Source organism: Vibrio sp. V38_P2S17PM301, from assembly GCF_009904845.1.
Classification (GTDB): Bacteria; Pseudomonadota; Gammaproteobacteria; order Enterobacterales; family Vibrionaceae; genus Vibrio; species Vibrio proteolyticus.
Map to the genome: position 1 here is coordinate 61518 of NZ_WXWO01000016.1, position 25297 is coordinate 86814.

At 49.3% G+C, this 25297-nt stretch carries 27 protein-coding genes and 1 pseudogene; 7 read left to right on the forward strand and 21 right to left on the reverse strand.

Annotated elements, in window-relative coordinates; all coding sequences use genetic code 11:
* Positions 1–8: 8 nt before the first annotated feature.
* The 13 genes from CAG64_RS03620 to CAG64_RS03680 all read right to left on the reverse strand — a co-directional run bounded on the left by CAG64_RS03620 (position 9) and on the right by CAG64_RS03680 (position 11142).
* On the reverse strand, positions 9–347 hold the full coding sequence (locus tag CAG64_RS03620) for an urease subunit beta (RefSeq protein WP_021703529.1): 339 nt from the start codon (positions 345–347) through the stop codon (positions 9–11).
* An 8-nt stretch (positions 348–355) separates the two neighbouring features.
* Positions 356–658 carry an urease subunit gamma gene (ureA, locus tag CAG64_RS03625; RefSeq protein ID WP_021703530.1) on the reverse strand — a complete coding sequence of 101 codons (303 nt, stop codon included), beginning with the start codon at positions 656–658 and terminating at the stop codon, positions 356–358.
* A gap of 20 nt (positions 659–678) precedes the next feature.
* Positions 679–1587, reverse strand: a complete 909-nt coding sequence (locus tag CAG64_RS03630; RefSeq protein ID WP_161457641.1) for an urease accessory protein UreD — start codon at positions 1585–1587, stop codon at positions 679–681.
* Positions 1584–2279, reverse strand: coding sequence for an urea ABC transporter ATP-binding subunit UrtE (urtE, locus tag CAG64_RS03635; RefSeq protein ID WP_021703532.1), 696 nt, complete (start codon positions 2277–2279; stop codon positions 1584–1586). Before urtE ends, CAG64_RS03630 begins: the two co-directional genes overlap by 4 nt.
* 2 nt (positions 2280–2281) lie before the next feature.
* The gene (gene urtD, locus CAG64_RS03640; protein ID WP_021703533.1) at positions 2282–3133 is read right to left on the reverse strand and encodes an urea ABC transporter ATP-binding protein UrtD; all 852 of its coding nucleotides are present in this window, start codon (positions 3131–3133) and stop codon (positions 2282–2284) included.
* Positions 3130–4284, reverse strand: a complete 1155-nt coding sequence (gene urtC, locus CAG64_RS03645; RefSeq protein ID WP_161457640.1) for an urea ABC transporter permease subunit UrtC — start codon at positions 4282–4284, stop codon at positions 3130–3132. The genes urtD and urtC overlap by 4 nt, the downstream gene beginning before the upstream one ends.
* Positions 4285–4293: 9 nt before the next feature.
* A complete protein-coding gene (gene urtB / locus CAG64_RS03650; RefSeq protein ID WP_161457639.1) occupies positions 4294–5919 on the reverse strand; it encodes an urea ABC transporter permease subunit UrtB in 1626 nt (541 codons plus the stop codon).
* Positions 5920–6020: 101 nt separating this feature from the next.
* Positions 6021–7304, reverse strand: coding sequence for an urea ABC transporter substrate-binding protein (gene urtA, locus CAG64_RS03655; RefSeq protein WP_021703536.1), 1284 nt, complete (start codon positions 7302–7304; stop codon positions 6021–6023).
* Positions 7305–7711: 407 nt separating this feature from the next.
* Positions 7712–8488: an N-acetyltransferase gene (locus CAG64_RS03660; RefSeq protein WP_161457638.1), complete on the reverse strand. Its 777-nt coding sequence runs from the start codon at positions 8486–8488 to the stop codon at positions 7712–7714.
* A gap of 75 nt (positions 8489–8563) precedes the next feature.
* Positions 8564–9211, reverse strand: a complete 648-nt coding sequence (locus tag CAG64_RS03665; protein WP_161457637.1) for an alanyl-tRNA editing protein — start codon at positions 9209–9211, stop codon at positions 8564–8566.
* Between the two features lie 64 nt (positions 9212–9275).
* Complete coding sequence (locus tag CAG64_RS03670) at positions 9276–9815, reverse strand: isochorismatase family protein (protein WP_161457636.1); 540 nt, start codon at positions 9813–9815, stop codon at positions 9276–9278.
* Between the two features lie 166 nt (positions 9816–9981).
* Positions 9982–10695, reverse strand: coding sequence for an SAM-dependent methyltransferase (locus tag CAG64_RS03675; protein WP_161447636.1), 714 nt, complete (start codon positions 10693–10695; stop codon positions 9982–9984).
* A gap of 36 nt (positions 10696–10731) precedes the next feature.
* Positions 10732–11142 (reverse strand): SRPBCC domain-containing protein, encoded by a 411-nt coding sequence (locus tag CAG64_RS03680; RefSeq protein ID WP_021703541.1) that lies wholly within the window; start codon positions 11140–11142, stop codon positions 10732–10734.
* A gap of 132 nt (positions 11143–11274) precedes the next feature.
* On the opposite strand from CAG64_RS03680, the gene CAG64_RS03685 reads away from it, so the two are divergent.
* Positions 11275–11814: a hypothetical protein gene (locus CAG64_RS03685; protein WP_161447638.1), complete on the forward strand. Its 540-nt coding sequence runs from the start codon at positions 11275–11277 to the stop codon at positions 11812–11814.
* Between the two features lie 62 nt (positions 11815–11876).
* On the opposite strand, the gene CAG64_RS03690 is transcribed toward CAG64_RS03685, so the two are convergent.
* From CAG64_RS03690 to CAG64_RS03705, 4 genes are all read right to left on the reverse strand, one after another.
* A complete protein-coding gene (locus CAG64_RS03690) occupies positions 11877–12806 on the reverse strand; it encodes an alpha/beta hydrolase fold domain-containing protein (RefSeq protein ID WP_161489270.1) in 930 nt (309 codons plus the stop codon).
* Between the two features lie 117 nt (positions 12807–12923).
* Positions 12924–13991, reverse strand: coding sequence for a type I restriction endonuclease (locus CAG64_RS03695; protein ID WP_161488932.1), 1068 nt, complete (start codon positions 13989–13991; stop codon positions 12924–12926).
* Positions 13992–14166: 175 nt separating this feature from the next.
* Positions 14167–14718, reverse strand: coding sequence for a class IV adenylate cyclase (gene cyaB, locus CAG64_RS03700; RefSeq protein WP_161488931.1), 552 nt, complete (start codon positions 14716–14718; stop codon positions 14167–14169).
* Positions 14719–14739: 21 nt separating this feature from the next.
* Positions 14740–15204 (reverse strand): MarR family winged helix-turn-helix transcriptional regulator, encoded by a 465-nt coding sequence (locus tag CAG64_RS03705; protein ID WP_161452103.1) that lies wholly within the window; start codon positions 15202–15204, stop codon positions 14740–14742.
* Between the two features lie 111 nt (positions 15205–15315).
* Between CAG64_RS03705 and CAG64_RS03710 the strand changes: the two genes are divergently transcribed.
* Entirely contained in the window at positions 15316–15738 is a 423-nt protein-coding gene (locus tag CAG64_RS03710; RefSeq protein WP_161488930.1) for an organic hydroperoxide resistance protein, read from the forward strand.
* 129 nt (positions 15739–15867) lie between these two features.
* On the opposite strand, the gene CAG64_RS03715 is transcribed toward CAG64_RS03710, so the two are convergent.
* Positions 15868–18186, reverse strand: coding sequence for an FdhF/YdeP family oxidoreductase (locus CAG64_RS03715; protein ID WP_161488929.1), 2319 nt, complete (start codon positions 18184–18186; stop codon positions 15868–15870).
* A gap of 634 nt (positions 18187–18820) precedes the next feature.
* Here CAG64_RS03715 and CAG64_RS03720 point away from each other — a divergent pair.
* The 4 genes from CAG64_RS03720 (at position 18821) to CAG64_RS03735 (ending at position 22317) form a co-directional block, all read left to right on the forward strand.
* Positions 18821–19720: a bestrophin family protein gene (locus tag CAG64_RS03720; RefSeq protein WP_161488928.1), complete on the forward strand. Its 900-nt coding sequence runs from the start codon at positions 18821–18823 to the stop codon at positions 19718–19720.
* 43 nt (positions 19721–19763) lie between these two features.
* Positions 19764–20654: a LysR family transcriptional regulator gene (locus CAG64_RS03725; RefSeq protein ID WP_161488927.1), complete on the forward strand. Its 891-nt coding sequence runs from the start codon at positions 19764–19766 to the stop codon at positions 20652–20654.
* A gap of 50 nt (positions 20655–20704) precedes the next feature.
* Positions 20705–21535 carry a formate dehydrogenase accessory sulfurtransferase FdhD gene (fdhD, locus tag CAG64_RS03730; RefSeq protein ID WP_021703555.1) on the forward strand — a complete coding sequence of 277 codons (831 nt, stop codon included), beginning with the start codon at positions 20705–20707 and terminating at the stop codon, positions 21533–21535.
* Between the two features lie 95 nt (positions 21536–21630).
* Positions 21631–22317: a DNA-3-methyladenine glycosylase I gene (locus tag CAG64_RS03735; RefSeq protein WP_161488926.1), complete on the forward strand. Its 687-nt coding sequence runs from the start codon at positions 21631–21633 to the stop codon at positions 22315–22317.
* Between the two features lie 44 nt (positions 22318–22361).
* Here CAG64_RS03735 and CAG64_RS03740 read toward each other — a convergent pair whose 3' ends face one another.
* Entirely contained in the window at positions 22362–23099 is a 738-nt protein-coding gene (locus tag CAG64_RS03740) for a helix-turn-helix transcriptional regulator (RefSeq protein WP_161488925.1), read from the reverse strand.
* Between the two features lie 104 nt (positions 23100–23203).
* On the opposite strand from CAG64_RS03740, the gene CAG64_RS03745 reads away from it, so the two are divergent.
* The gene (locus tag CAG64_RS03745) at positions 23204–23605 is read left to right on the forward strand and encodes a nuclear transport factor 2 family protein (RefSeq protein WP_161488924.1); all 402 of its coding nucleotides are present in this window, start codon (positions 23204–23206) and stop codon (positions 23603–23605) included.
* Between the two features lie 59 nt (positions 23606–23664).
* Here the strand turns inward: CAG64_RS03745 and CAG64_RS03750 are convergent, their stop codons facing one another.
* Together CAG64_RS03750 and CAG64_RS03755 are read right to left on the reverse strand one after the other, a co-directional pair.
* Complete coding sequence (locus CAG64_RS03750) at positions 23665–24894, reverse strand: zinc-dependent metalloprotease family protein (RefSeq protein WP_161488923.1); 1230 nt, start codon at positions 24892–24894, stop codon at positions 23665–23667.
* A 55-nt stretch (positions 24895–24949) separates the two neighbouring features.
* A pseudogene (locus tag CAG64_RS03755) lies at positions 24950–25297 on the reverse strand (hypothetical protein); the annotation flags it as partial.

Here is a 25297-nt window from a genome sequence, read left to right on the forward strand (position 1 = left end):
TGATCGGGCTAACTCAATGGCCCCATGACTTTGCCCTGAAAACCGAAGACCTGCCTGTCTCCGGCATAAGTGACTAATTCCACGGTTCGAGACTGTCCGGGCTCAAAGCGGGTTGCTGTCCCTGCCGGGATATTCAGCCTGAAGCCTAGTGTTTTCTGACGATCAAACATCAGTGCATCGTTGACCTCATAAAAGTGGTAGTGGGAGCCGATCTGCACCGGGCGATCGCCCGTGTTTTCTACTTTAATGCGTAATGTCTCGCGTCCGGCGTTCAATTCAATATCGCCCGCCGCACTGTCTAATTGCCCGGGAATAAGCCCGACTTGTTTTGTGTTCGATCCCGCCATCTTGGCTCCTATACAATCGGCTCGTGCACCGTAACCAGCTTCGTTCCATCCGGAAACGTGGCTTCAACCTGTACATCCGGAATCATAGAGGCCACCCCATCCATGACATCCTCAACCGTCAATAGCGTGCGACCATAATCCATGAGCTCGGCCACACTGCGGCCTTCTCGCGCACCTTCCAAAATAGCGCTACTGATGTAGGCCACCGATTCGGGGTAGTTGAGTCTGAGCCCTTTTTGTTTGCGTTGCTGTGCCAGCAAACCGGCACAAAAAATCAGTAACTTGTCTTTTTCTCTTGGCGACAATTCCATGTTGCGTTTTCCATTTGTTGTCAGGTGGCCCAGATTCTCGGTGCGTCCGGACACTCCCCTGTCCAGTGCGTTCTCACCAACTGCCACACCCGTTGAAAACTGTTTAGGACCACTTCACTCCATTGCGCTAATGCGCGAACGACAATTAAGTTTTCAATCTGAGTCGCAGCAATCACGATCTGCTTTGTGCCGAATTCGTTCTGTATGTTAGAGAGCAAGCTCTGTACCAACTGAGCCAACTTTTCATCATCGGTACTGATATACAGGGTCGCAGCCATAGAGAACCCTAAAAGGCCTTTATTTATCATTAGGTTATCACCACCCCTCACATTTAACCCTTCGGTCAGCAGACGGCGACCGTCCAGGTAAACCTCTGTTTTCCCGACTAAATGCCCGCTCAGAAATCCCTCATTTAGTGCAGGGCGACCAAAACAGTGCATCTCCCAGCCCAAAAATTGTGCATTTTCTTCGAGGTGGATCTGGGTATCTAAACGGACGTGCGCATCCGGGAAAAAAATGTTCTCTTGTGGCAACCATTCCAGCCGTGCGCCGGCAGCAACACGCAACACTTGTTGCTGACGTGCAAAGCGCTGCTGAGAGCGATAAAACTTGGTGGCGCCGGGCGTGGTGACCAGAACCTTGGCCCCGGTTCCAACATCCGCAGTAATGTGCAATCCATCCCCACCCACGACGCCTCCGGGCGGGTGCAACAGATAGGTATGACATACGTTTCCTTCAGGATAGAGCGGTCGTTGAATGGCTAACGGACCTTGTTGCGCTCGCTCGCGAATCACGGTTTTGTCACCGCGATCCTGAAAACGGAGTGACAGCTTAGCCTGCCACCCTTGATCAGCATGCGATTCAATCTGTTGTTGCAATGGGGTGTTCGACTGTTCAAACCCAAACGCTACGGCAGGATCACACATCATACGGTCAGATACTCCTCAATCAGTTGCTCGCTGAGTTTGTCCATGTCGCCCTGCGCAACCTGTCGTCCGCGGTCCAAAATACAAAATCGATCGCCCACTTTTCGTGCAAACGGCAGCTTTTGTTCAACCAACAATACGGTTAATCCCATTTTTTGGTTGAGCATTCGAATGATGTCGCCAATCTCCTGCACAATATTGGGCTGGATGCCCTCCGTGGGTTCATCAAGGATCAATAGCGACGGATTAACCACCAACGCCCGGCCGATCGCCAGTTGCTGCTGTTGGCCTCCGGACAAGTCTCCGCCCCGGCGATGAAGCATTTCTTGCAACACGGGAAACAGCTCGAAGATGAATGCCGGGATCTGGCGGTCTCCTTTAGCTCGTATCGGTAAGCCCACCTCCAGGTTTTCCTGAACCGTCAACATGGGAAAAATCTGCCGTCCCTGAGGCACATAACCAATCCCTAACCGGGGCCGGGTTTCAGCTTGTTGATTTATCAAGGACTGGCCGTTGAGGGTTATTTCGCCGCTGTGCACGTTGAGTAACCCCATAATGCATTGCAACAGCGTGGTTTTACCGACACCGTTTCGCCCCATCAATACCGTGCACTGGCCTTGTGGTATGTGCATATCAAGATCCCATAAGGTGTGACTCTCACCATAAAACTGATTAAGCCCGTTTATCTGCAACATCCTTATTCCCCTAAATAGACTTGTTTGACTTGCGGATGAGCCTGAACCTGATCCATGCTGCCCTCTGCCAGCACATGTCCCTGGTGGAGCACAGTGACATGGCTGGCAATAGAGCGCACGAAGTCCATGTCGTGTTCGACCACCACAACGGAATGCTTGCCTGCCAGCGAATTCAGCAGCTCGGAGGTTCGATCCATTTCCTGATGTGTCATGCCAGCCACGGGCTCATCAATGAGTAGCAGTTTGGGGCTTTGCATCAGCAACATGCCAATTTCTAGCCACTGTTTCTGGCCGTGTGATAGGTTGCCCGATGACAAGCCTGAACAGTCCTGAAGATGGATCAGTTCGAGCACCGATTCCAGTTTGTCTTGTTGTTCTGCGCTCATACGCGCGCGGTATGTTCCCCACACACCACGTACTCCTGACATCGCAAGCTCGAGGTTTTGCCACACCGTCAGGCATTCAATGACCGTCGGTTTTTGAAACTTACGGCCGATCCCTGCGTTGGCAATCTGCGACTCGTTCATCTTCAGCAAGTTGATATTTGAACCCAGCCACACCTGACCCGAATCAGGTTTGGTTTTACCGGTAATGATGTCCATCATGGTCGTTTTTCCGGCCCCGTTAGGGCCGATAATGCAGCGTAACTCACCTTCACGAATATAGAGATTGAGATCATTTATCGCCTTGAATCCATCAAAGCTTTTGTTTACACCCTCAACGTACAAAACGATGTTGTGCCGGGTATCGACTAACGGATGCTGATCGGATTTGAGGAATGAAAATACTTCGTCGCGACGGGTAAACTCGGCCGCAGACTCCTTGAACAATATGGCTCGTTCGAATGTTGTCATACCACGGCCTCCTTGGTTGAGTCAGCTTGCTGAGTGGGGGGACTCGGAGGTCGCCGCGCGGACACTGTATCAGCAACAAACCCCATTAACCCTTTCGGGAGGTACATGGTCGCCAGCACAAACATACCTCCCAGTGCGAACAGCCATACTTCAGGGAACTCCACCGTAAACCAGCTTTTGGCGTAGTTGATCACCAGTGCTCCGACAATGGCACCAAACAAGGTCGCCCGTCCGCCAAGCGCAACCCAGACCACAACTTCAATTGAGTTTAAAGGTGCAAATTCACCCGGATTAATAATGCCGACCTGAGGCACGTACAGCGCACCAGCAACTCCGGCGATCACCGCAGACAAGGCAAAAATCCACAATTTGATGCCGTCGACGTTATACCCCATAAAGCGAGTCCGAGACTCGGTGTCACGAATCGCCAGTGCCACTCTTCCCAAACGACTGCTGACCACACTACGACACAGCACATAACTGAACATCAACGCGATTGCCGTGACAATGAACAGCGCCAAACGAGTGCCGTCTGCCTGCAAACTGAACCCCAGAATATCTTTAAAATCCGTGAGGCCATTGTTGCCGCCAAATCCCATTTCATTGCGGAAAAATGCCAGCATCAGCGCATAAGTCAGCGCCTGAGTGATGATCGACAGGTAAACCCCTGAGACTCTGGAACGAAACGCCAGGTAGCCAAAGATGAACGCCAACACTCCCGGCACCAATACAATCATCAGACAGGCAAACCAGAACTGATCGAACCCCTGCCAGAACCAAGGTAACTCCTGCCAGTTAAGAAACACCATAAAATCGGGTAACACCGGATTTCCGTAGACGCCTCGGTCACCGATTTGGCGCATCAGGTACATCCCCATCACATAGCCGCCAAGCGCGAAAAACGCGCCATGTCCGAGACTCAAAATGCCCAGATATCCCCATACCAAATCGACAGCCAGCGCGAGCATGGCATAACTGAGGTACTTACCCAGTAGAGACACCGTAAATGTCTCCACATGCAAAGGGTGCCCGGCAGGTAGCAAAATATTTCCCAATGGAACCAGAATCACCGCCAGCAACAGAGCTAGCATGGTCAACTGCCCTCCTCTGTCACCTCGCATGGCCGACAGCACAAAAGATTTCGACTGCATTCGCTCTCCTTAGCTTTCTGCCGCACGCCCACGCTGTGGAAACAGGCCGCGCGGACGTTTTTGAATGAACAAGATGATGAAAACCAGCACCATAATTTTTGCCAGCACTGCACCAGCCCAAGGCTCAAGCACTTTATTGAACATGCCGAGGCTCAAACCAGCCACCAGCGTACCCCACAAATTACCGACGCCGCCGAAGACCACCACCATGAACGAGTCGATGATGTATGCCTGACCCATGTTGGGTCCGACATTGGTCAACTGTGATAACGCAACGCCCGCGATGCCCGCCACTCCGGAACCAAGGCCGAACGTTAACGCGTCCACACGCTGGGAACGAATGCCCATGGCGCGAGCCATCGAGCGGTTTTGTGAGACAGCGCGGACCTGTAATCCCAGCGGTGTTTTCTTCAGCACCATCACCAAACCGGCAAAGACCAATGCACAGAACAACACGATGTACAAACGGTTGTATGTCAGTGACAGCATCGGGTTGATTTCAAGCGCACCAGTCATCCAGTCTGGTGTGCTCACAGAGCGATTCAGCGGAGAGAAAATCGATCGTACCGCCTGTTGCAGGATCAGGCTGATGCCGAACGTCGCCAACAAGGTTTCCAGTGGACGACCATACAGGTGTCGAATCACACTGCGCTCAATCACGATACCGACAGCGCCAGACACAACAAACGCAACAGGAACAGAAAGGACCACGGCCAGGCCAATATGGCTCGGCAGTAATTCTTGCATCACGTACGTGGTGTAAGCGCCAATCATGATCAGCTCACCATGAGCCATGTTAATCACTCCCATCACTCCAAATGTGATAGCCAGACCAATGCCCGCCAACACCAAGACTGAACCGAGGCTGAGTCCGAAAAAGACCGTCTCAACGCCCGAGTAAAAACGTTGACTCTGCTTGTAATCGGCCAGGCTGCGCTCTGCTGCCGTCAACACATCAGCATCGGCATCAGAGGCAATAATCTGATTGAGCGTTTTCAGCACGACGGCGTGCTTGTACTCAGACAAACGTTGAATCGCTTCGATGCGTTGTGTGCCCTGCACATCCAAAGCCTGTGGGATAGTCAGTGCCAGTGTCAGCAGCGATTGAACCTGCGCATCACGTTCTTTGCTCTGACGCGCTTCCAGTTGCGTCAGTACTTGTGGCTCGCTCGTGCCAAGCAGTTCCGTGACGGCCGACGTGCGTACTTCCGCCAGAGGGCTGTTGAGCCTGAGTGTGGCCAATTCTGAGCGAATCGCACCACGCAGCTTATTATTGACCCTGAGCTTTGTTATCGTGTCCTGGCTGGGTAACGAAGCGCTCTCGCCACTCCAGGCAAGCATGGCTTGCTGCGCTGTCGTCGCGCCATCCAAAATATACAAGGCGTCTGGCTTCGTCTTATCAACATACAAGTTGCCATTCAACCAAGCGGTCAAAATCGATTTGGCTGCCCGTTCAGGCTGGTGCTGTGCTAACCAAGCCATGGCACTCAGCTTAAGGCTGGTATCTCTGCCTTGCAGCGCTTGTGAAAACTGCACGCGGTTAAATTCAATCTCATCGTTCGTGTCAGCCAATGCAACGTTCAATCCCCACAAAAGAAGTAGCACCGTACTGAACGCTCTGGTTATCATTGTCATAAATGCGTCCTTTCGGTGGGCACCAGCTAATGCTAACTGGCGCCCGGCAATGAAAATACAGCACCTTGGGAACCCTTAATCCCAAGGTGCCAAAGTGTTTCTCAGTTAATGCCTGAGCACTTTTTGGTATCGACATTAAAGGCGCCGCATGAAAACGGTTTTGCCCAGCTGGAAAACAGCTTCGCAGATTCCGGAAGATAGTCAGACCAGGCATCGCCCGCGACTAACCCTTTGGTTTCCCAAACCACTTCAAACTGGCCATCGTCCTGAATTTCGCCGATCAAAACCGGTTTGGTAATATGGTGGTTGGGCATCATCGTGGAGTAGCCACCGGACAAATTCGGCACCGAAATACCAATCAAGGCATCCTGAACGGCTTCTGGTTCAGTGGTGCCGGCATTCGTGACCGCCTGAGCCCACATATTGAAACCGATATAGTGCGCTTCCATAGGATCATTGGTGACGCGTTTCTGGCTCTTGATAAACTTATGCCAGGCGTTAACAAACTCGGCGTTGTCGCTTGTATCCAGACTCATAAAGTAGTTCCAGGCCGCGAGATGACCCACCAATGCCGAGGTGTCCATCCCGGACAGTTCCTCTTCACCCACGGAGAACGCAACAACCGGGATATCTTCAGAGCTGACGCCCTGAGCACCAAGCTCTTTGTAGAAAGGCACATTGGCATCGCCATTGATGGTTGACACAACCGCGGTTTTCTTCCCTTGCGAACCAAACTTTTTAATCTCTGACACGATCGATTGCCAATCTGAATGCCCAAATGGGGTGTAGTTGATCATGATGTCAGATTCACTCACGCCACGGTCTTTCAGGTAAGCGTCCAGAATCTTATTGGTGGTGCGCGGATACACGTAGTCGGTGCCAGCCAGAACCCAACGCTCAACGCCCAGTTCGTTCATCAGATAGTCAACCGCTGGAATCGCTTGTTGATTAGGCGCAGCGCCGGTGTAAAACACATTCTTCGACGACTCTTCGCCTTCATACTGAACCGGATAAAACAAAATCCCGTTAAGTTCTTCAAAAACGGGCAACATGGATTTACGCGACACAGATGTCCACCCACCAAACACCACATCAACCTTATCTTTTTCCAGAAGTTCTCGTGCTTTTTCTGCGAATAATGGCCAGTTAGATGCAGGATCGACCACTACAGCTTCCAGCTTTTTCCCCAGTAACCCGCCCTTTTTGTTCTGTTCGTCGACCAGCATTAAAATTGTATCTTTCAAGGTGGTTTCGCTGATCGCCATTGTCCCGGACAGGGAATGCAGAACGCCAACCTTAATCGTCTCGTCTGCCTGAACCTGAGTAGTGCTCACCATCAGTGATGCCCCGATCGCCGCAAGTTTTAATTTGAACATCATGTTCATGTTGGATATCTCCTTATTGTGAATAGTTATTCAAACTATCATCATCAAGAAAAATGCCAGAGCAGAACATTGGGAAGAAATTAAAATTACTTTATTAATTACATGAAGTTAGAAGTATCTCGTGAGCGCACAGAAAATCCAATGCATTGGGACACGCTGCATATTGGTGCAATTTTCTATGGGTTTTCACTATTTTAGAGAAGTGTGGCTAAGAACATGCCACAGCGCCCTCTCTTGGGTAACCATATGCATATAAAAGATTCACCACTCACCAAACTAGGGCAACGAGGCGATAGAAACAGGAAAGGTTGCCTGGAAGCGAGTCGCGTTAAGAAAATCGACAGACATAACCAGATGAGAGACGGGAGAAAAGACAGCGAAAACCTTTTTTCACTGCCTAAGGGAGATCAGCGTTTTTCCCATACCGTGCGGATCGTATCGGTCGAAAACCCGGCTTTGAAACAATTGTCAGCACTGACGGAGCCCGCAAGTACATCAGTCAATACCAGTTTAACGCCCAGTTGCTGCGCATCTTGGATTCTGGCACGCTGCAATGCCGTTTGACAGCCGCAAGCACGAAACGCTTCCTGCGTAAAAGCGTTGGCCAGAATGGCACACTCTTCCGCAATGAATGATGTGCCCCACGCACAAGGCGTCTCATCAATGAACGCGACGAAGCAACGGAACTGGTCTGAACAATACAGGTGCCGTTTTTGGGCCCAGACTTCCGGTTCACAACGTGCGCCAGAGGTTGTGAGCAAATCGAGAAATGCGTCGGCCTTTTCTGAACCCCAACGTTCAACTCGCAAGGATGGATTGTATGAAGGCGTCGGTTGCTCCAGAGACAAAGACAGGAACTGATGTGAAAAACTTGGTAAATAACCCCGCTCAAACAATGCGTTAGATAGTGTCATTGACACAGCCTGAGGCTCAACGACCACTTCTGGCGGGGTATCGGGCCCGTAACGTTCCAGAGCTTGCTGCAACTCAATCTCAGCCAGTGACGAGGATACAAAAACTTGGTTATCATAACGCCGGGTCGGGTCAATATAGGCGACATAGCCGGCTTCGCGAACCAAGCACAATTCGCTGGCCATGGCTGTGGATAGGGTTCGAGCATTATTGAAGGAAAAGTAGGTGTCGTACGCACGCTGCGTGACATCCGTGTTTCGAGTTTGCGCCATCAGAACTCCATTGAGGCATTGATATGAAGCCGGAAGCGTATCCACTTTACATCATCTGGTCGAACTGCAACGCGGTTATTGTGACGGCACCAGTGTTATTTCAATCCGCTCTTTGCCTTTTCCGATGTTTTTACGCTTCAGCCGGATTCGTCCAACTTCAGAAGTCCGTTTAAGATGGGTGCCTCCACAAGGGACTTGAGCAAAGCCTTCAACACGCCAGTAGCGGCGTTGCTGTGCTTCATCTGAGAATGCACTCTGTATGGGCAAATCAGCATCAATCAGCCGCTGTGCTGCGGCCGTCATTTCGTCTAATAAGCTATTAATACTGGTAGGCCAGACAAAATCAATTCGGCTTTTATCCTGACCAATATGTGCACCTATTTTTTCTATGTGGGGAAACTTCTGACTGAACAACTCCAACACCAGCTCCGCGGCAAAGTGAAGCTTCATCAGCGCATAACGTCGAGTCCAGTTTACACAGATAGTGACACTGTCACCCAACACAAACGGTGGCGTATCTGACAGCGTGTAGATGATCGCCGTTCCGACCTTTTCCGCCCGTAATACGTCCAGCCCGCCAATCGTCCCCTGATCACTTTCCTGACCGCCCGATTCAGCATAAAAAATGGTTTCAGCCAGTTGAATGGTATTGCCGTCGACGTTTGTCACGGTCGAGGTCAACTCTGTTTGGTAGGGATCATCCCAAAATACTTTTTTTGTCATCCTGACTTCCCAAGTCATTCCCTTTTCATCAGCCTACCCTGAAGTCAGAATATTCGGCAAGTGACTATTTAATCAATTTTAAAATCGTCTTGAATTCTGGGTCCCGACAATCACCAACCAGTTCGTATAAGCACATTTCCAGGCTGCTGATCCCGATGCCAAGCGACATCATTTTATTCACACCGACCTGTTTATTGGCCGCCGTTCTGGACGAAACACAATCGCTGATTAACTCGACCCCAAAGCCCAGTGTTCGAAGGCTTTTCGCCGTCTGATAAACACAGATGTGCGTTTCAATTCCGCATACCAGCCAATAACGGATACCCGATTTTTTGACTTGTTTAAGAAAACGTTGTTCGCCGCAGCCATCGAAGGTAAATTTGCTGACTGGCTTGAGCCCGCCAAGCTCGTCACCGATGGGCTTGACCGTCGCTCCCAACTTCTCCGGATTCTGTTCCAACCAGACAATCGGCAGCTTGAGCGTTTTTGCACCTTTGACGAGCGTGGTGATATTCGCTACCACAGCGTCGCTGTCTTCCACCAACGTCGCCAGTTTGCCCTGCACGTCCACCACAACAAGCCCAGTGTTCTCTCTGGTTAGCATGCGAGTCTCCCTTGTGTTTTTTGTTTGTTTTACTAAGCGTAGGACACGCTCAGAAAGTTAAACGTATCTGTCTGAAATTTGGTGACTTAACCGAGCGACCACAACACATCAAAGTGAAAACCACGGCAAGAATAAAAAAGCCAGCAAATTATGCTGGCTCATTGAGTCAAGGCTTGAGATACAAGTAGAAACCGAATCCCATCGTCTCCCTGCCATACAGGCGGTAATGTCGGTTCCATTCGCGCACGGAGGCAAGCTTTTGCTTTCTTTCACTGTTGCCTGGCTCTGCCAGAGCTTCTTGCTCGGCTTTGTAGCGGAAGCCCCACTCAAAACTGTCCCATTCATCCTGATGACTGCAACGAACGTACACAGGGATCAAACCCAGTGCTTCCGCAACCTGAATGTTCTGTTCATGCGAACGATAAACACCCACCGGCTCACCAATAAAATCCAGATACTCTTTGGCCGGCGCCTGTTTCCAGTAGGGTTCACCGACAAGTATCAAACCATTTTCACCCACTAGGTCGGCCATGTTCGTCAGAGCATCCGGGTACGCCATTTCACCCTCACCAAACGCATGAGTCGATCCCAGACAAACCGCCAGCTTGTATGCTCCACTCTCAAGCTCGGCATACTTAACGTCCGTCGCCAGAAAACGAATCGCCGCATCTGGATGTTGGGCCACTTTATTATTGGCCACTGCAATTTCGTTTGGCTGCATATCTAACCCAAGGCAGTTGGCCTGGGTCTTCTGATGGATTTGAAAAAGAAACTCACCCTGGCCACAACCAATATCCACGACTCGATGCTGATATTCCAGTCCGAGATGGGCAATCAGCTCTTGGGCTTTTTCCGCGCTTAACGGGCAATTAAACATCATGTATTGCTGATTCCTTTTGTTATGACATCTGCATCATTACAGATGTTGCTCTACGTATTCCTTAAAACCATTCAATATATTCTGCCAACCGGTCTGCTGCTGCTCTGGAGTAAACGTCTGTTCAGCTTCAAATTCTTCGGTCACCTGAGTCTGTCCATTGAGTGATTCAAAACGCACCACCACCTTTCGTTTATCGTCCATTTCAAATTCAATTAAACGATTAAGTTCAACGACTTGATACGTTCCTGTAAAATCGAACCCCATACTGCCGTCTTTCGCTTCCATTCGGTGACGAAAACGGCCGCCAACTCGCAGGTCCACGTCACTTTCCGTGGTGTGCCAGTCACTGGATGCCGCATTCCACTTCAAGATGCTTTCCGGCGTGTTCCAGGCTTTCCAGACCGTATCGACATCTTTCTCTATTAACGCACTGACAGTAATGATCATATCGCCTCCAAGAGTTGTTCAACCCGGTTTGGACATAGCATAAATGTCCATACCATATACCGACTGGCTATTTTGAGCTGAACTATAATTAACAGCGCCAATTTCCTGATAACTCCAAAAAAGGATATCAGTATGAAACGCTACACTTATATCGCAACAGCGTTATTAATCCTAGCGGGTTCTTCTACGAACGCCAACGCCGCTGACGATACCGATATGCTCTTAAAAGATGCACTCAGTGCAGCTCCCCCTGCGTTAAGAGATAAAGTGACGGTCGTCGACTGGAACAACAACGTATTGCAACAAGGCACCAGCAACTACACCTGTTTCCCAACGCCGCCTCAACTGTCCGGCACAGCACCCATGTGTATGGATGCAGCCTGGATGGACTGGGCTGACGCCTGGATGAACAAAAAGCCGTTTGAAGCCAAAACGATTGGGATTTCTTACATGCTTGCCGGTGATGGTGGTGCCAGCAATGTTGATCCGTATGCAGAGGGTATGACCGATGACAATCAATGGGTGGTCGAAGGCCCACATTTGATGATCATTACGCCGGATAAAGCGATGCTCGACGCTCTGCCAACCGATCCAAACAACGGTGGTCCTTACGTCATGTGGAAAGGCACACCTTACGCTCATATCATGGTGCCAGTGGGTGCCCGCCCTTAAAATAAAGGCATTCGGTGGTACCGAATGCCTTATCTTTAACTTAACTATTGACTTCCGGGCATTTAAGCGGCAACGCTGCGACGGATACATGCTGCAACCTGATCAAGGCATCTCACAGCCGATGGACTGACAGCCGCCAATTGATGAAAACCATGAATAACGCCTAAATATCGTTCGCAACTCGCGCTCACGCCACTTTCCAGCAAACGCTTGTAGAGAGTTTCCCCTTCATCACGCAGTGGATCAAACTCCGCCGTCACAATATGCGTTGGCGGCAAACCTGCATAATCATTACGCTCAAGCGGATACAGTTCAGAGTGACCATCAACAGCCTCACAACCTGGAATGTATTGTTGAAAACCTGACAACAGCATTTGAGCAGTAATAATATAGTCCTGACCATTATCCGTATAACTTTGACTCTGTCCTTTAGGATCAAGCATGGGATACAACAGTACCTGCATCAAAGGGAGACTGGCGTGGCTGTTTTTTAACCTCAGGGACGTCACCAAAGCCAGGTGCCCACCAGCACTGTCACCGACAAAAACCATTTTAGTCGTGTCAGCACCCAGTCGACGCCCTTGAGATTGAATGGCCAGCACGCCACGGTAAACATCATCATGTGCCGCAGGATATGGATGCTCTGGTGCCAAACGATAACGGATACATATCACCAGCGTATTGGTTTGTCTGGCCAAATAACGAAGTTGCTGAGCATGGGTATCGAAACCGCCACTCACAAAACAGCCTCCATGAAAATAAACAGTTACTGGCAGTGAGGCATCAGCACTCGGCCGAAAGACTTTAACCGTAATACCATCCAGCGTTTCTTCAAACTCCTCAAGCATTACTGGCCCTGCTCCTGCCAAGTCCACTGTCGACAAATAACCGACTCTGCGCTCTTCAACCGTCAACTTGGAAGCACATGGCCGCCCCGCTTGGATAAAACCATCCACCAACTCACGGATACCCGGCTCTAAATGCTTTAACACGTTACTTTTCCCAACTGTTTTCAAATTTCATAGTATAAAAACAAAAAATAAACCTGTATATAAATACAGGTTTATTTTGTGAGATATGTAATCGGATGTCAGCAAGCACGACAATAATTAATCATACAATACCAAGGTTTTTTGCAATTGCTCAGAATAGTTAAAAATATCATCGATACACTCTATCGGATAACGTGTTTCACTCTTTGATTCATCAAAAATACCGATGTATTTCTGCTTTGTATTGAACCACAGTCGGCATAATGGTTTTCTATTGTTATCATCTAATAGGATCCCAAAATAACTTTGCGTATCTCTAGGGTGAACTCTCTGCAATTCAACCTTCTGCCTTAAAATGGCCTTCACGACGTTGAAGCCCTCTATCTCTTCATCTGTGGTGACAACTTTTGGTTTATCGTCGTTATCGTCAATTGGTTCTTCAACTATGTTCGTGTCAGGGTCTTTAACATCGTTTCCGATTGCTGATTTTAGGCGTGCGTTAATACTATCGCTCAAAAACTGCTTCAGGGCCTTCTTCATTAGCTCACTAAACTGAGCTTTCACTTTCGCAGTCTGAACACCGTCGTAAACTTTCGCGGTAAAAAACTTAACAAAATCTTCTTCCGGATTCACAAACTGCTCAGCCAATTCTTTCTTAATTTGATTGAGATACTTTAGCTCTCCTGCCGCATCTACGACAGATTCGACATCGAATGAAGATTTGGTTAGCTTTTTGATTTCAGGCACCACATGTTCATCCAGATTTTCTAAATCCAGCGTCAGAAATGGTTTTTCATCCATTTTATTAGGCGCATCTAGATCTGTGTAAAACTGATATTTAGAGCCATTGGTAAGAATGGCAATTCTGGCATTGGTTACGGAGAAATAACGGAACAATTGATTTGCATGATTGGTCGAGAGTGATTCACCAAACTTTTTACATTCAATAAGAATCTGAACAGCACCGTCCTTGATCAAAGCATAATCAACTTTTTCACCTTTTTTTGTTCCGGTATCGGCAGTAAATTCAGGAATAACTTCATTGGGGTCAAAAACATCGTAACCTAATACCGAATGCAAAAATGGCATTACCAACGCATTCTTAGTCGCTTCTTCGGTCAATAAGTTCGAGGAAACTTGTGAGAGCTTTTTCGACAAAGCTTGCAGACGTTCGATGAAATCCATATATACTCCACATCTTCGAATCACTATCTCTGCATTCAATTCCCAAACAAGATAAGAAATGAAATGCACACCATATTAATGCTCTGATTAACTCAGAGCACTTTCCAGCAATATAGGAAATTGACGAAGTGAAACCACTGAACAGGTGGAATAATTCATTTACAGAAGTCACATATTAGTGATTTAACGCCTTATATAAGTCTCTGTAAGATTTGCACTCACGCTCCTCATCGGTTAAACCAAACCGAGCAGCCAGAGACTGCAGTTCTGTTTTGTAACGCTCCAATGCCTCTTCATCGTCGGTCATGATGGCAAACTCAGCAAAATCACCGATACCTTGCAGATGATCCAGAGTAAGGTGGTATTCACCGACAAAGTACACACTTCGGATTTTGCTCATGGTCATTACCGCTTGATAGCCAAGGTTTTTCAACATGCTTCTGGCACTGACCGCATCGGTAATATTTGTGGCTTCGCAGCGGTCCGGGCCTGGTCCTTTGACAATCCATAGTTTGATCCCTGAAGGCGCCAACTCCCGAATACACAAACTCTTATCTTGCTTAAATAAGTGTTTATCTGGCGTGTCAAAGTACACATCCGACTCGGTATTGTTCTCAAACATAACTTGATGCTCCAAAGCATGCAAAACATCCAGAAATGCGTGCTTAGAGGCTACCCGGTACTTAAATTCGACTTCAAAACGTCCTTTAAAGTGGTCATTGCTCACACTGTTCTCCTGCTTACAACGTCATTCTGTACTGAGCTTACCGAGCACTTTCTCGCATAGCTGCTTGAGTGTGTTCAGTTCATCGAGATCGAGATCAAAACGGCACAACATCGCTCCCGGTACTGCCTTGGCGGCTTGTTGCAGCGACATCCCTTGCTGAGTCAGTGTCAGCACTCTCACCCGCTCGTCTTGCTCACTGCGCTTGCGCTCAACCAGTCCTTTTGTTTCAAGGCGTTTTAATAATGGTGTCAACGTCCCGGAATCCAGATACAGCTTCGAACCCAACTCTTTGACACTGATACCATTGCTTTGCCATAGCACCATCATGACCAGATATTGTGAGTACGTCAGATCCAGTTTGTCCAGTAGCGGCCGATAGGCACGAATAACAGCATTCGCCGCGCTGTAAAGTGGAAAGCAAACCTGATTTTCCAACAGTAGCATTTCATCTTCCGACACAGCGGTTGTCGTTTTGCAGTGAGCCATTGACGCCCCTCCCAAAATAAATTGCGCACAATATACTTGCATTCCAATCATTTTTCGATTTAACATTGCAGGCAATTAGATTGCGCGCAATCAAAAACCAAGGAGAATATGATGACAACACTTTACACAACAAAAGCAACAGCTCTGGCCGGACGCAATGGCCAAGTCGCGACTGATGATGGTCTACTGGATGTCGCACTGGCTTATCCAAAAGAAATGGGTGGCAATGGTACAGCAACAAACCCGGAACAGCTCTTTGCAGCTGGCTACGCAGCGTGTTTTTCCAACGCGGTCCTGCATGTCGCACGTGAAGCAAAAGTGACTATAAAAGAAGCACCGGTAACCGCTGAAGTGGGTATCGGGCCGAATAACACTGGCGGTTTTGCTCTGACGGTCAGCTTAGCGGCCACTTTGGATCTGCCTCAACAACAAGCACTGACACTGGTTCGCACAGCTCACCAGGTTTGCCCATACTCTAACGCGACACGCGGTAATATTGATGTGGCCGTCACCGTAAACGGTGAAAGTATTTAAAGTTTAAAGGGCGTCGTTGGTACTGCTTGTGACGGTGACCGAGCTCAACAAACACCGGACAGCATAACCACGTCTCGCCTGTCATTGAAAAGCGGCTGGTGCAAAACACCAGCCGCTTTTTTACTCAGGTTATGCCGTGGTCAACGGCTCTGGTTTGGAGGATTTTTCCAACTTAATGGCAATAAATTTTGAGGTCGGCGTGTACGTTTTGTCGCCATAGCTGTCGAGTGGAACCAGAGGGTTGGTTTCAGGATAATACGCGGCTGCCTGGCCTTGCGGAATATCGTAGGCGACCAACGTGAACCCGGCCACACGACGCTCTTTTCCATCTTCCCACAATGACACCATGTCCACTTTGTCGCCCGGCTCAAAACCCAGCTTGCGAATATCCGCTTCATTGATGAATACCACTTCACGCATCCCAAACACACCGCGATAGCGGTCATTTAAGCCGTAAAGCGTGGTGTTGTACTGATCATGGGAACGCATGGTTTGCAGGATTAAATCCGGCGTATGCCCTTGATCCAATACCGCTTGATTCACCAACCGCTCAGGTAATTCGCTCGACGAAAATTGCGCCAGACCGGTTTCTGTATTCCAGCGACGCTCTGCCGCCGCATTCCCCAAATGGAAACCGCCAGGCTGAGTGAGCTTTTGGTTGAAATCACTGAACCCCGGGATGGTTTCTTCAATCAGAGCGCGAATCCGCCCATAGTCGGCAATTACCCAGTCCCAGTCGATCGGGTGATGACCTAAAGTCGCTTTTGCGATCCCGGCAATGATCGCCGGTTCCGAGCGAAGTGTCTGAGCTCGCGGCTTCAACTGACCATAGGAGATGTGCACCATACTAAAAGTATCTTCGACTGTGACACCCTGAGGCCCGCTCGCTTGCATATCGATTTCAGTACGCCCCAAACAAGGTAAAATCAGTGCGTCCCGGCCTGTCACCAGGTGGGAACGGTTTAGTTTGGTGGCAATATGCACGGTCAGATCACAATTGCGTATCGCAGCGTGCGTTCTAGGGGTATCCGGCGTCGCCTGAGCAAAGTTCCCCCCCAGACCAATAAACACTTTCGCACGCTGTTCTTCCATCGCTTTGATGGCCTGAACAGTGTTGTGTCCGTGTTCACGTGGCACCTGAAATTTAAAGCGGCGCTCAATGTTATCAAGCAATGCCTGAGGCGGCTTTTCATCAATTCCCATTGTCCGGTCACCTTGCACGTTGCTGTGCCCGCGAACCGGAGACAATCCTGCCCCGGGTTTACCAACATTACCTCGCAGCAGTTGCAGGTTGACCACCTCTTTGATGGTGGGAACCGAATGGCGATGTTGCGTCAGCCCCATTGCCCAGCACATCACAACGCGTTCTGCACGACGATACATGCTGGCCGCCAGCTCAATCTCGGCCAGACTGAGTCCGGACTGTTCGGTAATGTGCGTCCAACTGGTGGCGTCCACTTGCGCCAGATAGTCATCCAGCCCCGTGGTGTGCTCGCGAATAAATTCATGATCGAAAACGGGTTTGGTGCCGTTCGCCTGCGCTTCGCGCTCCCACTGCAACAGGAACTTCGCCATACCGCGCAAGACAGCCATGTCCCCGCCCAGCGCCGGGCGGAAATAAGCGGTGTTGGTCGGCTCAGAGCCGTTACTTAACATCTCAACTGGATGTTGAGGGTTTTGAAACCGCTCCAGACCACGTTCTTTCAGCGGGTTGAAACAGATCACCTGAGCACCACGTTTTACAGCTTCGCGCAAAGGCTCCAGCATGCGTGGGTGGTTGGTTCCGGGGTTTTGGCCGATAACAAATATAGCATCCGCTTGCTTTAAGTCTTCAAACACAACGGTGCCTTTGCCGACCCCTACGGTATCTTTCATACCAATACCACTGGCTTCGTGACACATGTTGGAACAGTCAGGAAAGTTATTAGTGCCAAACGCGCGCACAAACAGTTGGTATAGAAATGCTGCTTCATTACTTGCACGACCCGAGGTATAAAATTCTGCCTGATCCGGCGACTCCAGTGCATTGAGGTGTTGGGCGATCAGTGCAAAAGCAGCATCCCAGGAAACAGGGTCGTAGTGATCGGTTTGCGCGTTATAACGCATTGGATGGGTCAATCGTCCCTGGTATTCCAGCCAGTAATCGGTTTGAGTCGACAGTGACGATACACTGTGACTGGCAAAGAAATCCGGGTCAACGAGACGGTTAGTCGCTTCCCAGTTGACGGCTTTAGCGCCATTTTCACAGAAGGTGACTTTACCACCATGGGGATCTTCTCCCCAGGCACAACCAGGGCAGTCAAACCCGCCATTCTGGTTGGTCTTTAGCATAGTGCGGATATTTTTTACCGCATTTTCACTGCCCAGCCAGCTCTTGGTGACCGCTTTCAGCGCCCCCCAGCCCCCTGCCGGACCATTGTATTGTTTGATTTGTTCTTTTTGACTCACGACTTTACTCCTCTGCCAGGAACAACAGCAAACAGGAGTAACCGTGATAACCCAGGCGTTATTCAGGAATATAACGTCAGCGAAAACGGAGGTGCTTTATCGTGTCAGAACTGAGTCCTGCTTACTGTCGGAGATGTTTTGCAACAAACGGAATGGGAAAGGATGCATATTGCTTTGATCTCAATCAAAGATTATTCATTTAAGCACACAACGTCCAATTGATAATACTGAACATGTGATTGACCTTGTCTATCAACAGAGGATAACGCACGGAATAATGGACGCATCCAGCCATATTACTGCTGGCGATACTGTTAAATAAGCCCCCGTGTGAAGCGGGTTTTGCGCCAAACCATTCCTTCATAGATATCGCTTATTACCTTCAAAGGAAAATCGTCGGATTTTTCCTCTCGCTCTCCATCAGCCCTCTTCAGAAAAGGTTTAACTTGATAGATTTTATCTATTACCACATAGACAGTTTGTATTTGACCTCCTCAGAGAACAGGCGCAGTATTGATTCAGATCAAGTTTATATGCATTTTTCCTCTTGACTGACTCGCAGCGTGACGGACATCAACAAGGCCCTGCAACTAGCAAGAATAGAACTCAATAGCAAGACCAGGCAAGTAACACCATGATTGTTCATCCTAAGCCCGACATTTTCGATATTTTGTTGTCATTGAAGGGCTCTATCGCGAGAAGAATTGCTCTGCGCAGCGTAATGGTGACGGCACTGGCTTCACTGATCGTGATGGTGGAAAGTCTTTACCCTCACTGGTTTACCAAAGTGAACGCCACTCCATTTACCTTGTTGGGTATTTCGCTATCGATTTTTATGAGCTTTCGTAACAACGCCTGCTACTCACGTTGGTGGGAAGGCCGCAAAGCATGGGGACAAGTCATCACGGAATGTCGCACGTTCGCGCGCAACAGTGTCGCCATTCCGGACAAATGTCTGCGAGCGAAATTGCTGTATGAGTTATGTGGTTACACCCATGCCGTAAACGCCAGATTGCGTGACAAAAATGAATGGCAAGCTGCGCAGCCCTGGTTAGTCAAACCGGCTGCGGTTTATGGGGTGCACGTAAGTGAAGGCATTTTGCGCAGTATCAGCAAAGACTGCTCCGAGCTGGCCTTATCCGGCTCATTGAATGAATGGCGCCATACGTTGCTGGCACAGCAGCTACAGAAATTGTCGGAAGCTCAGGCTACTTGTGAGCGCATCAAAAGCACACCATTGCCATTTCCGTACACCTTACTGTTGCACCGTACCATCTATATTTTCTGCGCTTTATTGCCTTTCGCAATGGCCGGCTCGCTTGGATGGTTGGCACCGCTTTTCACCACGATTGTTGCATATACCTTTTTTGGACTGGATGCAATTGGTGATGAACTGGAAGACCCGTTCGGCCGGGATGAAAACGACCTGCCGACCGACGCCATGGTCCGAATTATTGAGCGCGACATTTTGGATGCGTTAGGCGAAACCACATTGCCGCCAACACTGGAACCGGTGGATTACGTACTCAACTGAGTACCCCGGCTCCCTGAACTGAACACTACAAAACAGGCCAAGTATGGACATTAAACAGCTTAAGTATCTTATCGCACTGGATAAAACCCGGCATTTTGGCCAGGCTGCAGCGCTGTGTCACATCACTCAACCAACGCTTTCAATGCGGATTCGCAATCTGGAAGACGAGTTGGATCTTGAACTGGTCTCTCGAGGGCAAAGGTTTGAGGGCTTCACCGAAGCTGGTGAGCGCATTCTGGCCTGGGCAAAAACGGTGTTAGCCGCACACGACGGCTTGCAAGCCGAGGCCGCGAATTGCCGAGGTCAATTGGTCGGGAGTCTGCGCCTGGGTATGGTACCTCTTGCCAGCCAGAATCCTATGCAGTTGCTCAAACCGCTTGCGCAAAGTTATCCAGAGCTTCGCTTTCAGGTGACCTCCATGACGTCTGAGCAAATTATCGACCAACTCAACCGCAATCAACTCGACTTGGGCATCTGTTATCTTGATCAGATTGATACGGCTTATTTTGACGTTATTGAGTTAAGCTCCACCAGCATGGGGGTGTTGTATGATACCCGTCACTTCGCATTCGATGATGCTGCCATGAGTTGGGGACACCTTGATAGCATCCCTCTGGGGCTGCTTACCAAAGGAATGCATTACCGTCAGTCTATTGATCTCAATTTGGGCAGCCAGGGGATCACACCACAAACGGTGATTGAGAGTAACTCTACTTTTCATCTGATACAGGCCGTTAATGCAGGTATCTGTTGTGCGATTATGCCTCTGAACTGCGGCCTGGAAGCCCTTAACGACAATCTGCGTATCATTCCGATTGAACAGGCGGTTGTCCATGCGCCGATAGGGTTGTTGAAGCGCAAAAAAGAGCCGCATTCGGCTCTGACGGATCAATGTTTTGACGAAGCGAAAACCATTTTCGCACCGGCTCTTTAATCATCCCCGGTTGTATCAATAAACCGGTCCTGCTGTAACAAGGTGATATCATGAGATGTACTGCTCCTAGCCCGCTCACTGGCAATGATATGAATGCTGCGCCAGCGCAACCGGAAAGCTTTAGCTATCGCGAGTTGACCGGAGATCGCCCGGTGATTGAAAATCGCCTGCCGAGCGAATCTGCTTTGTCAATCAGCTACAATGGCATCAATCAGGCGGTCATGATGGTCACCCCCGGCAATCTGGAAGACTTTATCCGCGGATTCACACTCAGCACGGGCATCATTGAACATTTTCGTGAAGTGCATGATATTCGCATCCGCGCGCAGGGCGAGGCCTATTTTGCGGATGTCGATATCACCAACCGCGCCTTCTGGAATCTGAAAACCCAGCGTCGTCATCTGGCCGGAACCACAGGATGTGGTATCTGTGGTGTTGAAGCACTCGAACAAGCGTTGCCGGATCTCGAACCACTTCAACCATCACTGCCACCGAGCGAAAACCTCTTTGCTGGATTGAGAATGCGTATTCAGGAAGCTCAACTGGCTGCAAAACAGAGCGGCGCGCTGCACGCCGCTTTGTATGTCGACCCCATCGGTGAAATCGCGTTATGTCGTGAGGACATTGGCCGTCACAATGCTCTGGATAAGCTGATCGGCGCCATGGCCGACCAACACTATGACCCACAACAGGGTTTTGTGGTGGTGACCAGTCGTTGCAGCCTGGAATTGATACACAAAGCTGTCCGGGCCAAAGTGGCGACCCTGGTCAGCCTCTCAGCGCCTACGGCATTAACCGTTCAGTGGGCCCGCCGTAACCACCTTAATCTGATCCACCTGCCGCAAAGCAATGTGCCTCGCCTATACAGCCCGGCACCTTAAACCAGTGACGCGTATTTTTGTGGCGGTATCGATGGTTCATCTGTCGGGGCTTTGGTAGTATCAAAGCTTCATTTGCCAAAGGTAATCTATCCCACATGATCCTCGAAAAGTTTGCCTCAATATACCAACGAGCCGCTGAACGTAAAGGCGGCGAAGACAGCCTCGAAAAACTGGTTCGCAAACCACTAACACCAGAAGAAGTAGCGAAGATTCCTGAAGATCGCTGGTTATCAGAATTTTCGATGAAAGTATTCCAGAGCGGAATCTCATGGGATGTCGTACGTAAAAAGTGGCCAAACTTTGAAGAGTTGTTTTTGGGCTTCAAGGTTGAACCTTTGCTGATGTGGTCAGATGAACTCTGGGAAGAAAAAGCCAAAGATCCACGCATTATCCGCCATTTGACGAAAGTGATGTCAATCCCGGCCAATGCTCGCATGATTTACGAAGCGCGAATTGAACACGGCTCCTTCAGCAATATGGTGGCAAACTGGCCTCAGGAACAGATCATTGAGCTTTGGGAGTACCTGAAAAAGCACGGTAATCGTCTGGGTGGCAACACCGGGCCATATTCTCTGCGCACCATTGGAGCCGATACGTTTATTCTCTCTTCCGATGTCGAGTCTCATCTGCGGCATTGCGGCGTTATCGACAGCGGACGTACGACCAAACGTGCGCAAAAAGCAGCAAATGAAGCCTTCTGCCAGTGGCGGGATGAATCCGGCCGGACGTTCACAGAGATCAGCCAGATCATCGCCTTCAGTTGTGGTGATAACCGAATCTAACCTTAGCGAAACCAGCCCGGTACGCACACCGGGTTGCCCTGCCCTCAAGCGGTATCCCGGTGTACATATTTTCCTGGTGTAACCCCAAAATAGTGTTTGAAGGCCGTGATGTAACTGCTGGTATTCTCAAACCCACACGCCAGTGCCGTTTGTGTAACGCTCTCGTGTCGCGCCAGCCAGCGCAATGAACTCAACACGCGAGCCAATTGACGCCATCGGGCAAAGGTCATCCCGGTTTGCTGCACAAACAAACGGCTCATATGCCTCGGGCTCAAACCATAATGACACGCCAATTGCGGCTGTTCGCGCCTGTCGTCTGGGCGATTTAATAACGCATCAGCGATAAGTCGTAATCGTTTATCAGTGGGCATCGGCAATCGCATCACAGAATCATCGGCTGCATTGATCTCATCCATCAGTACCCCAAGTAAACGTTGCTGAGGCTCCGTCACCTTCGTTGACCCCACGCTCTCCAGACGTCGAATGATTGCGTCACTCAAAGGGTTAAGTGCCACCAGCCTAGGGAAAGCCGAAGCATGAGGCAATTGCGCTGCCGGCAGCATCAAAATCATACCATCACATTCACTAACGACTTCGGTGCGATGCCTGACATCTGGCGGTATCCACCCCACAGCTCCAGACGTAATCATCCACTGCTCCGAGCCCGCTTCAATGCTAAGCACACCACGTGATATCCAAAACAACTGCCCTTTCGGGTGTTGATGCCAATCCGTGCTGCTGTTGTCCTTATGAATCAGATGATGACGCTGAAATTTCATCATTTGGCTGTTTATCTATAAAAGTGGTCTGAATATACAAATTACGCCATTCGAATAATAAATACACTTGTTATCTCGTTGTTTAAGTTACCTTTGGAGATGACGCGATGTCACAATTATGTCCCAACGTGCAGTGGGTGCTCAACGCACTGACCGAGATTATTGAAGCCCCTGATTACGAGGCGCACCTTATTACTCACTACTTTTCGCCCCAGTATCAACAAACAGTCGATGGGGAACATCTCGATTTCAGCCAATTTTGTGCACACATTGCAGCCTTGAAAAGTCAGACTCATAAGATGACAGTGACATTACTGGCAGCAGCCAGCCACAACAATCTAGTGTTTACCCGCCATCAGGTTGCGGTCACCAAACTCGACGGAAGCCAAAGTACGGTTATGGTGCTCGCCTGTTTCGAGTTGAGCGGAAATAAGATCACACGTTGTTATGAGTGCTCGATGGTGATGAGTGGGCCAAAGGAGGACAAAACACTGGCCTCAATTCGCTAGGATACGTAGAAGATGAAAAATCCGGATGCATTGCATCCGGATTCACGGCTTCAACTCAATCAGTTGAAGCTGAGTGTCGCGCTGTTAAGAATACCAGTATCGCGAGAATAGTTGTCGGCCACGACCAAGCGCCACTGACCTGTCACTTCTGCCGGATCAACCCCTTGCAGAGTGAAACGCACTTTGTATTGCGTGCCACGGTCATTCGAGTTGGCCTGCTTCAATACCCAACGGCTGTTGCCTGGTGAGTACAACTCAACCGAGATGTCACCAATGTATTGATGGTCGATATCCAGCTCAATCGTGGTCTGATTGATGTCACCATTGTAGGACACATCAAACGGTACCACAATCTGGTTCGCATCAGGGATCGCCAGCGGTGAACTCATGGTGTATACGTTCTGACCCGTTGCACCATCAGGTGCGGTGGTTCCGGTGTCACCATTGGCATTGCCGTTGTAGATGTTGGCAATTTTCGGTGCCGTCAGATTAATCGCACGCACCGCATTGGCATAGTCTTTCTTACCACACGCCTGACCTTGACAGGTTTTGTCCGGGTTAGAAAAAGTGTAAGAGCGACCGTTGACACCAAATAGGAAGCCATACGCCATCGTGGTCGCAAAAGAGTTTTGCACTCCATACCCGTAAGCGTCTTTTTCGGTTCCGTTATTGGTGTGGGGATACCCGTAATCTGGTGCACCCTGATATTGTTCATGCGCGTGGTTTAGACCAAAGTTATGGCCCAACTCATGAATGAAGGTGTCGGCACCACATTCGTTGATATACGAGTGGCTGTACATCAGGCGTTTCGCGTTCGACGGCGAGTATTGCCAGTCGCTTGCCGCGACCACCCAGGCCAGACCACAGCTGATTAACCCTTGTTGTGCGTCGTAGTCTGGCGTGTTGTTCAGATCCAGATTACGGAACATCGCAACCATGTCTGCGCCTACATCTTTGCGCACGGTCTCGATATCACTGAAAATACGATCCTGTTTTTGCCCGGGAGTAATTGCGTCTAACGCTTGTCCCTGAGATTTCTTATAACCAGGCGCTGAGTCAAAGTCATACTCACGCGCAGCAATGAGGTTAACTTTGATATCCAGACCACTCTCTTTCAGGATCTGGTTACCGACGTTAAAACGGTGCTGAATCTGGGCCATATGATCCTGATTGAACCACTCAGATGTTGCTTTGGTATACACCCCCAAAACATCGATATTCGTGGTTGCGTTTGCAGCAGGCATAGCGAATCCTGACGTTATCATCAACGCTAATAACGTTTTTTTCATTTTAATATCCTATTTTAATATTTTATGTTTTATTGTTATAAGCACAGACTTAATATTAATCAAAGCCGTGATTTGGTGGCACTTCATATATCCAAGCTGTGCTCCCTTTGCCTTCAACTTTAATTGCGCCTTTAGGATGACCAATAAAGCCTAAAATTGAAGACTTACCAAAGGTAAACGTTACCGGGTATTTTTCTCCTTCTAGTTCAAATTTCCCTGACCAGGTACGTATACCTTCATTCTGAAATTCATTGGAGTCGATATTAATTGCAATATCTGTATTATCAGGAAGATTAATTGTAATCTTGTCACCTTGATTCAGTGCCTTAAATTGCGGGACATCGGCAAACTCAATCGCTTTGATGTTTTCCACGTAAGGGCTTTCTGGGCGTAGGGTTTCTAT

Coding starts and splice junctions, on each gene's coding strand:
- CAG64_RS03620 (WP_021703529.1), bottom strand. CDS start 347: ATGGCGGGATCGAACACAAAACAAGTCGGGCTTATTCCCGGGCAATTA.
- ureA (WP_021703530.1), bottom strand. CDS start 658: ATGGAATTGTCGCCAAGAGAAAAAGACAAGTTACTGATTTTTTGTGCC.
- CAG64_RS03630 (WP_161457641.1), bottom strand. CDS start 1,587: ATGATGTGTGATCCTGCCGTAGCGTTTGGGTTTGAACAGTCGAACACC.
- urtE (WP_021703532.1), bottom strand. CDS start 2,279: ATGTTGCAGATAAACGGGCTTAATCAGTTTTATGGTGAGAGTCACACC.
- urtD (WP_021703533.1), bottom strand. CDS start 3,133: ATGACAACATTCGAACGAGCCATATTGTTCAAGGAGTCTGCGGCCGAG.
- urtC (WP_161457640.1), bottom strand. CDS start 4,284: ATGCAGTCGAAATCTTTTGTGCTGTCGGCCATGCGAGGTGACAGAGGA.
- urtB (WP_161457639.1), bottom strand. CDS start 5,919: ATGACAATGATAACCAGAGCGTTCAGTACGGTGCTACTTCTTTTGTGG.
- urtA (WP_021703536.1), bottom strand. CDS start 7,304: ATGAACATGATGTTCAAATTAAAACTTGCGGCGATCGGGGCATCACTG.
- CAG64_RS03660 (WP_161457638.1), bottom strand. CDS start 8,488: ATGGCGCAAACTCGAAACACGGATGTCACGCAGCGTGCGTACGACACC.
- CAG64_RS03665 (WP_161457637.1), bottom strand. CDS start 9,211: ATGACAAAAAAAGTATTTTGGGATGATCCCTACCAAACAGAGTTGACC.
- CAG64_RS03670 (WP_161457636.1), bottom strand. CDS start 9,815: ATGCTAACCAGAGAGAACACTGGGCTTGTTGTGGTGGACGTGCAGGGC.
- CAG64_RS03675 (WP_161447636.1), bottom strand. CDS start 10,695: ATGATGTTTAATTGCCCGTTAAGCGCGGAAAAAGCCCAAGAGCTGATT.
- CAG64_RS03680 (WP_021703541.1), bottom strand. CDS start 11,142: ATGATCATTACTGTCAGTGCGTTAATAGAGAAAGATGTCGATACGGTC.
- CAG64_RS03685 (WP_161447638.1), top strand. CDS start 11,275: ATGAAACGCTACACTTATATCGCAACAGCGTTATTAATCCTAGCGGGT.
- CAG64_RS03695 (WP_161488932.1), bottom strand. CDS start 13,991: ATGGATTTCATCGAACGTCTGCAAGCTTTGTCGAAAAAGCTCTCACAA.
- CAG64_RS03705 (WP_161452103.1), bottom strand. CDS start 15,204: ATGGCTCACTGCAAAACGACAACCGCTGTGTCGGAAGATGAAATGCTA.
- CAG64_RS03710 (WP_161488930.1), top strand. CDS start 15,316: ATGACAACACTTTACACAACAAAAGCAACAGCTCTGGCCGGACGCAAT.
- CAG64_RS03720 (WP_161488928.1), top strand. CDS start 18,821: ATGATTGTTCATCCTAAGCCCGACATTTTCGATATTTTGTTGTCATTG.
- CAG64_RS03725 (WP_161488927.1), top strand. CDS start 19,764: ATGGACATTAAACAGCTTAAGTATCTTATCGCACTGGATAAAACCCGG.
- fdhD (WP_021703555.1), top strand. CDS start 20,705: ATGAGATGTACTGCTCCTAGCCCGCTCACTGGCAATGATATGAATGCT.
- CAG64_RS03735 (WP_161488926.1), top strand. CDS start 21,631: ATGATCCTCGAAAAGTTTGCCTCAATATACCAACGAGCCGCTGAACGT.
- CAG64_RS03740 (WP_161488925.1), bottom strand. CDS start 23,099: ATGATGAAATTTCAGCGTCATCATCTGATTCATAAGGACAACAGCAGC.
- CAG64_RS03745 (WP_161488924.1), top strand. CDS start 23,204: ATGTCACAATTATGTCCCAACGTGCAGTGGGTGCTCAACGCACTGACC.
- CAG64_RS03750 (WP_161488923.1), bottom strand. CDS start 24,894: ATGAAAAAAACGTTATTAGCGTTGATGATAACGTCAGGATTCGCTATG.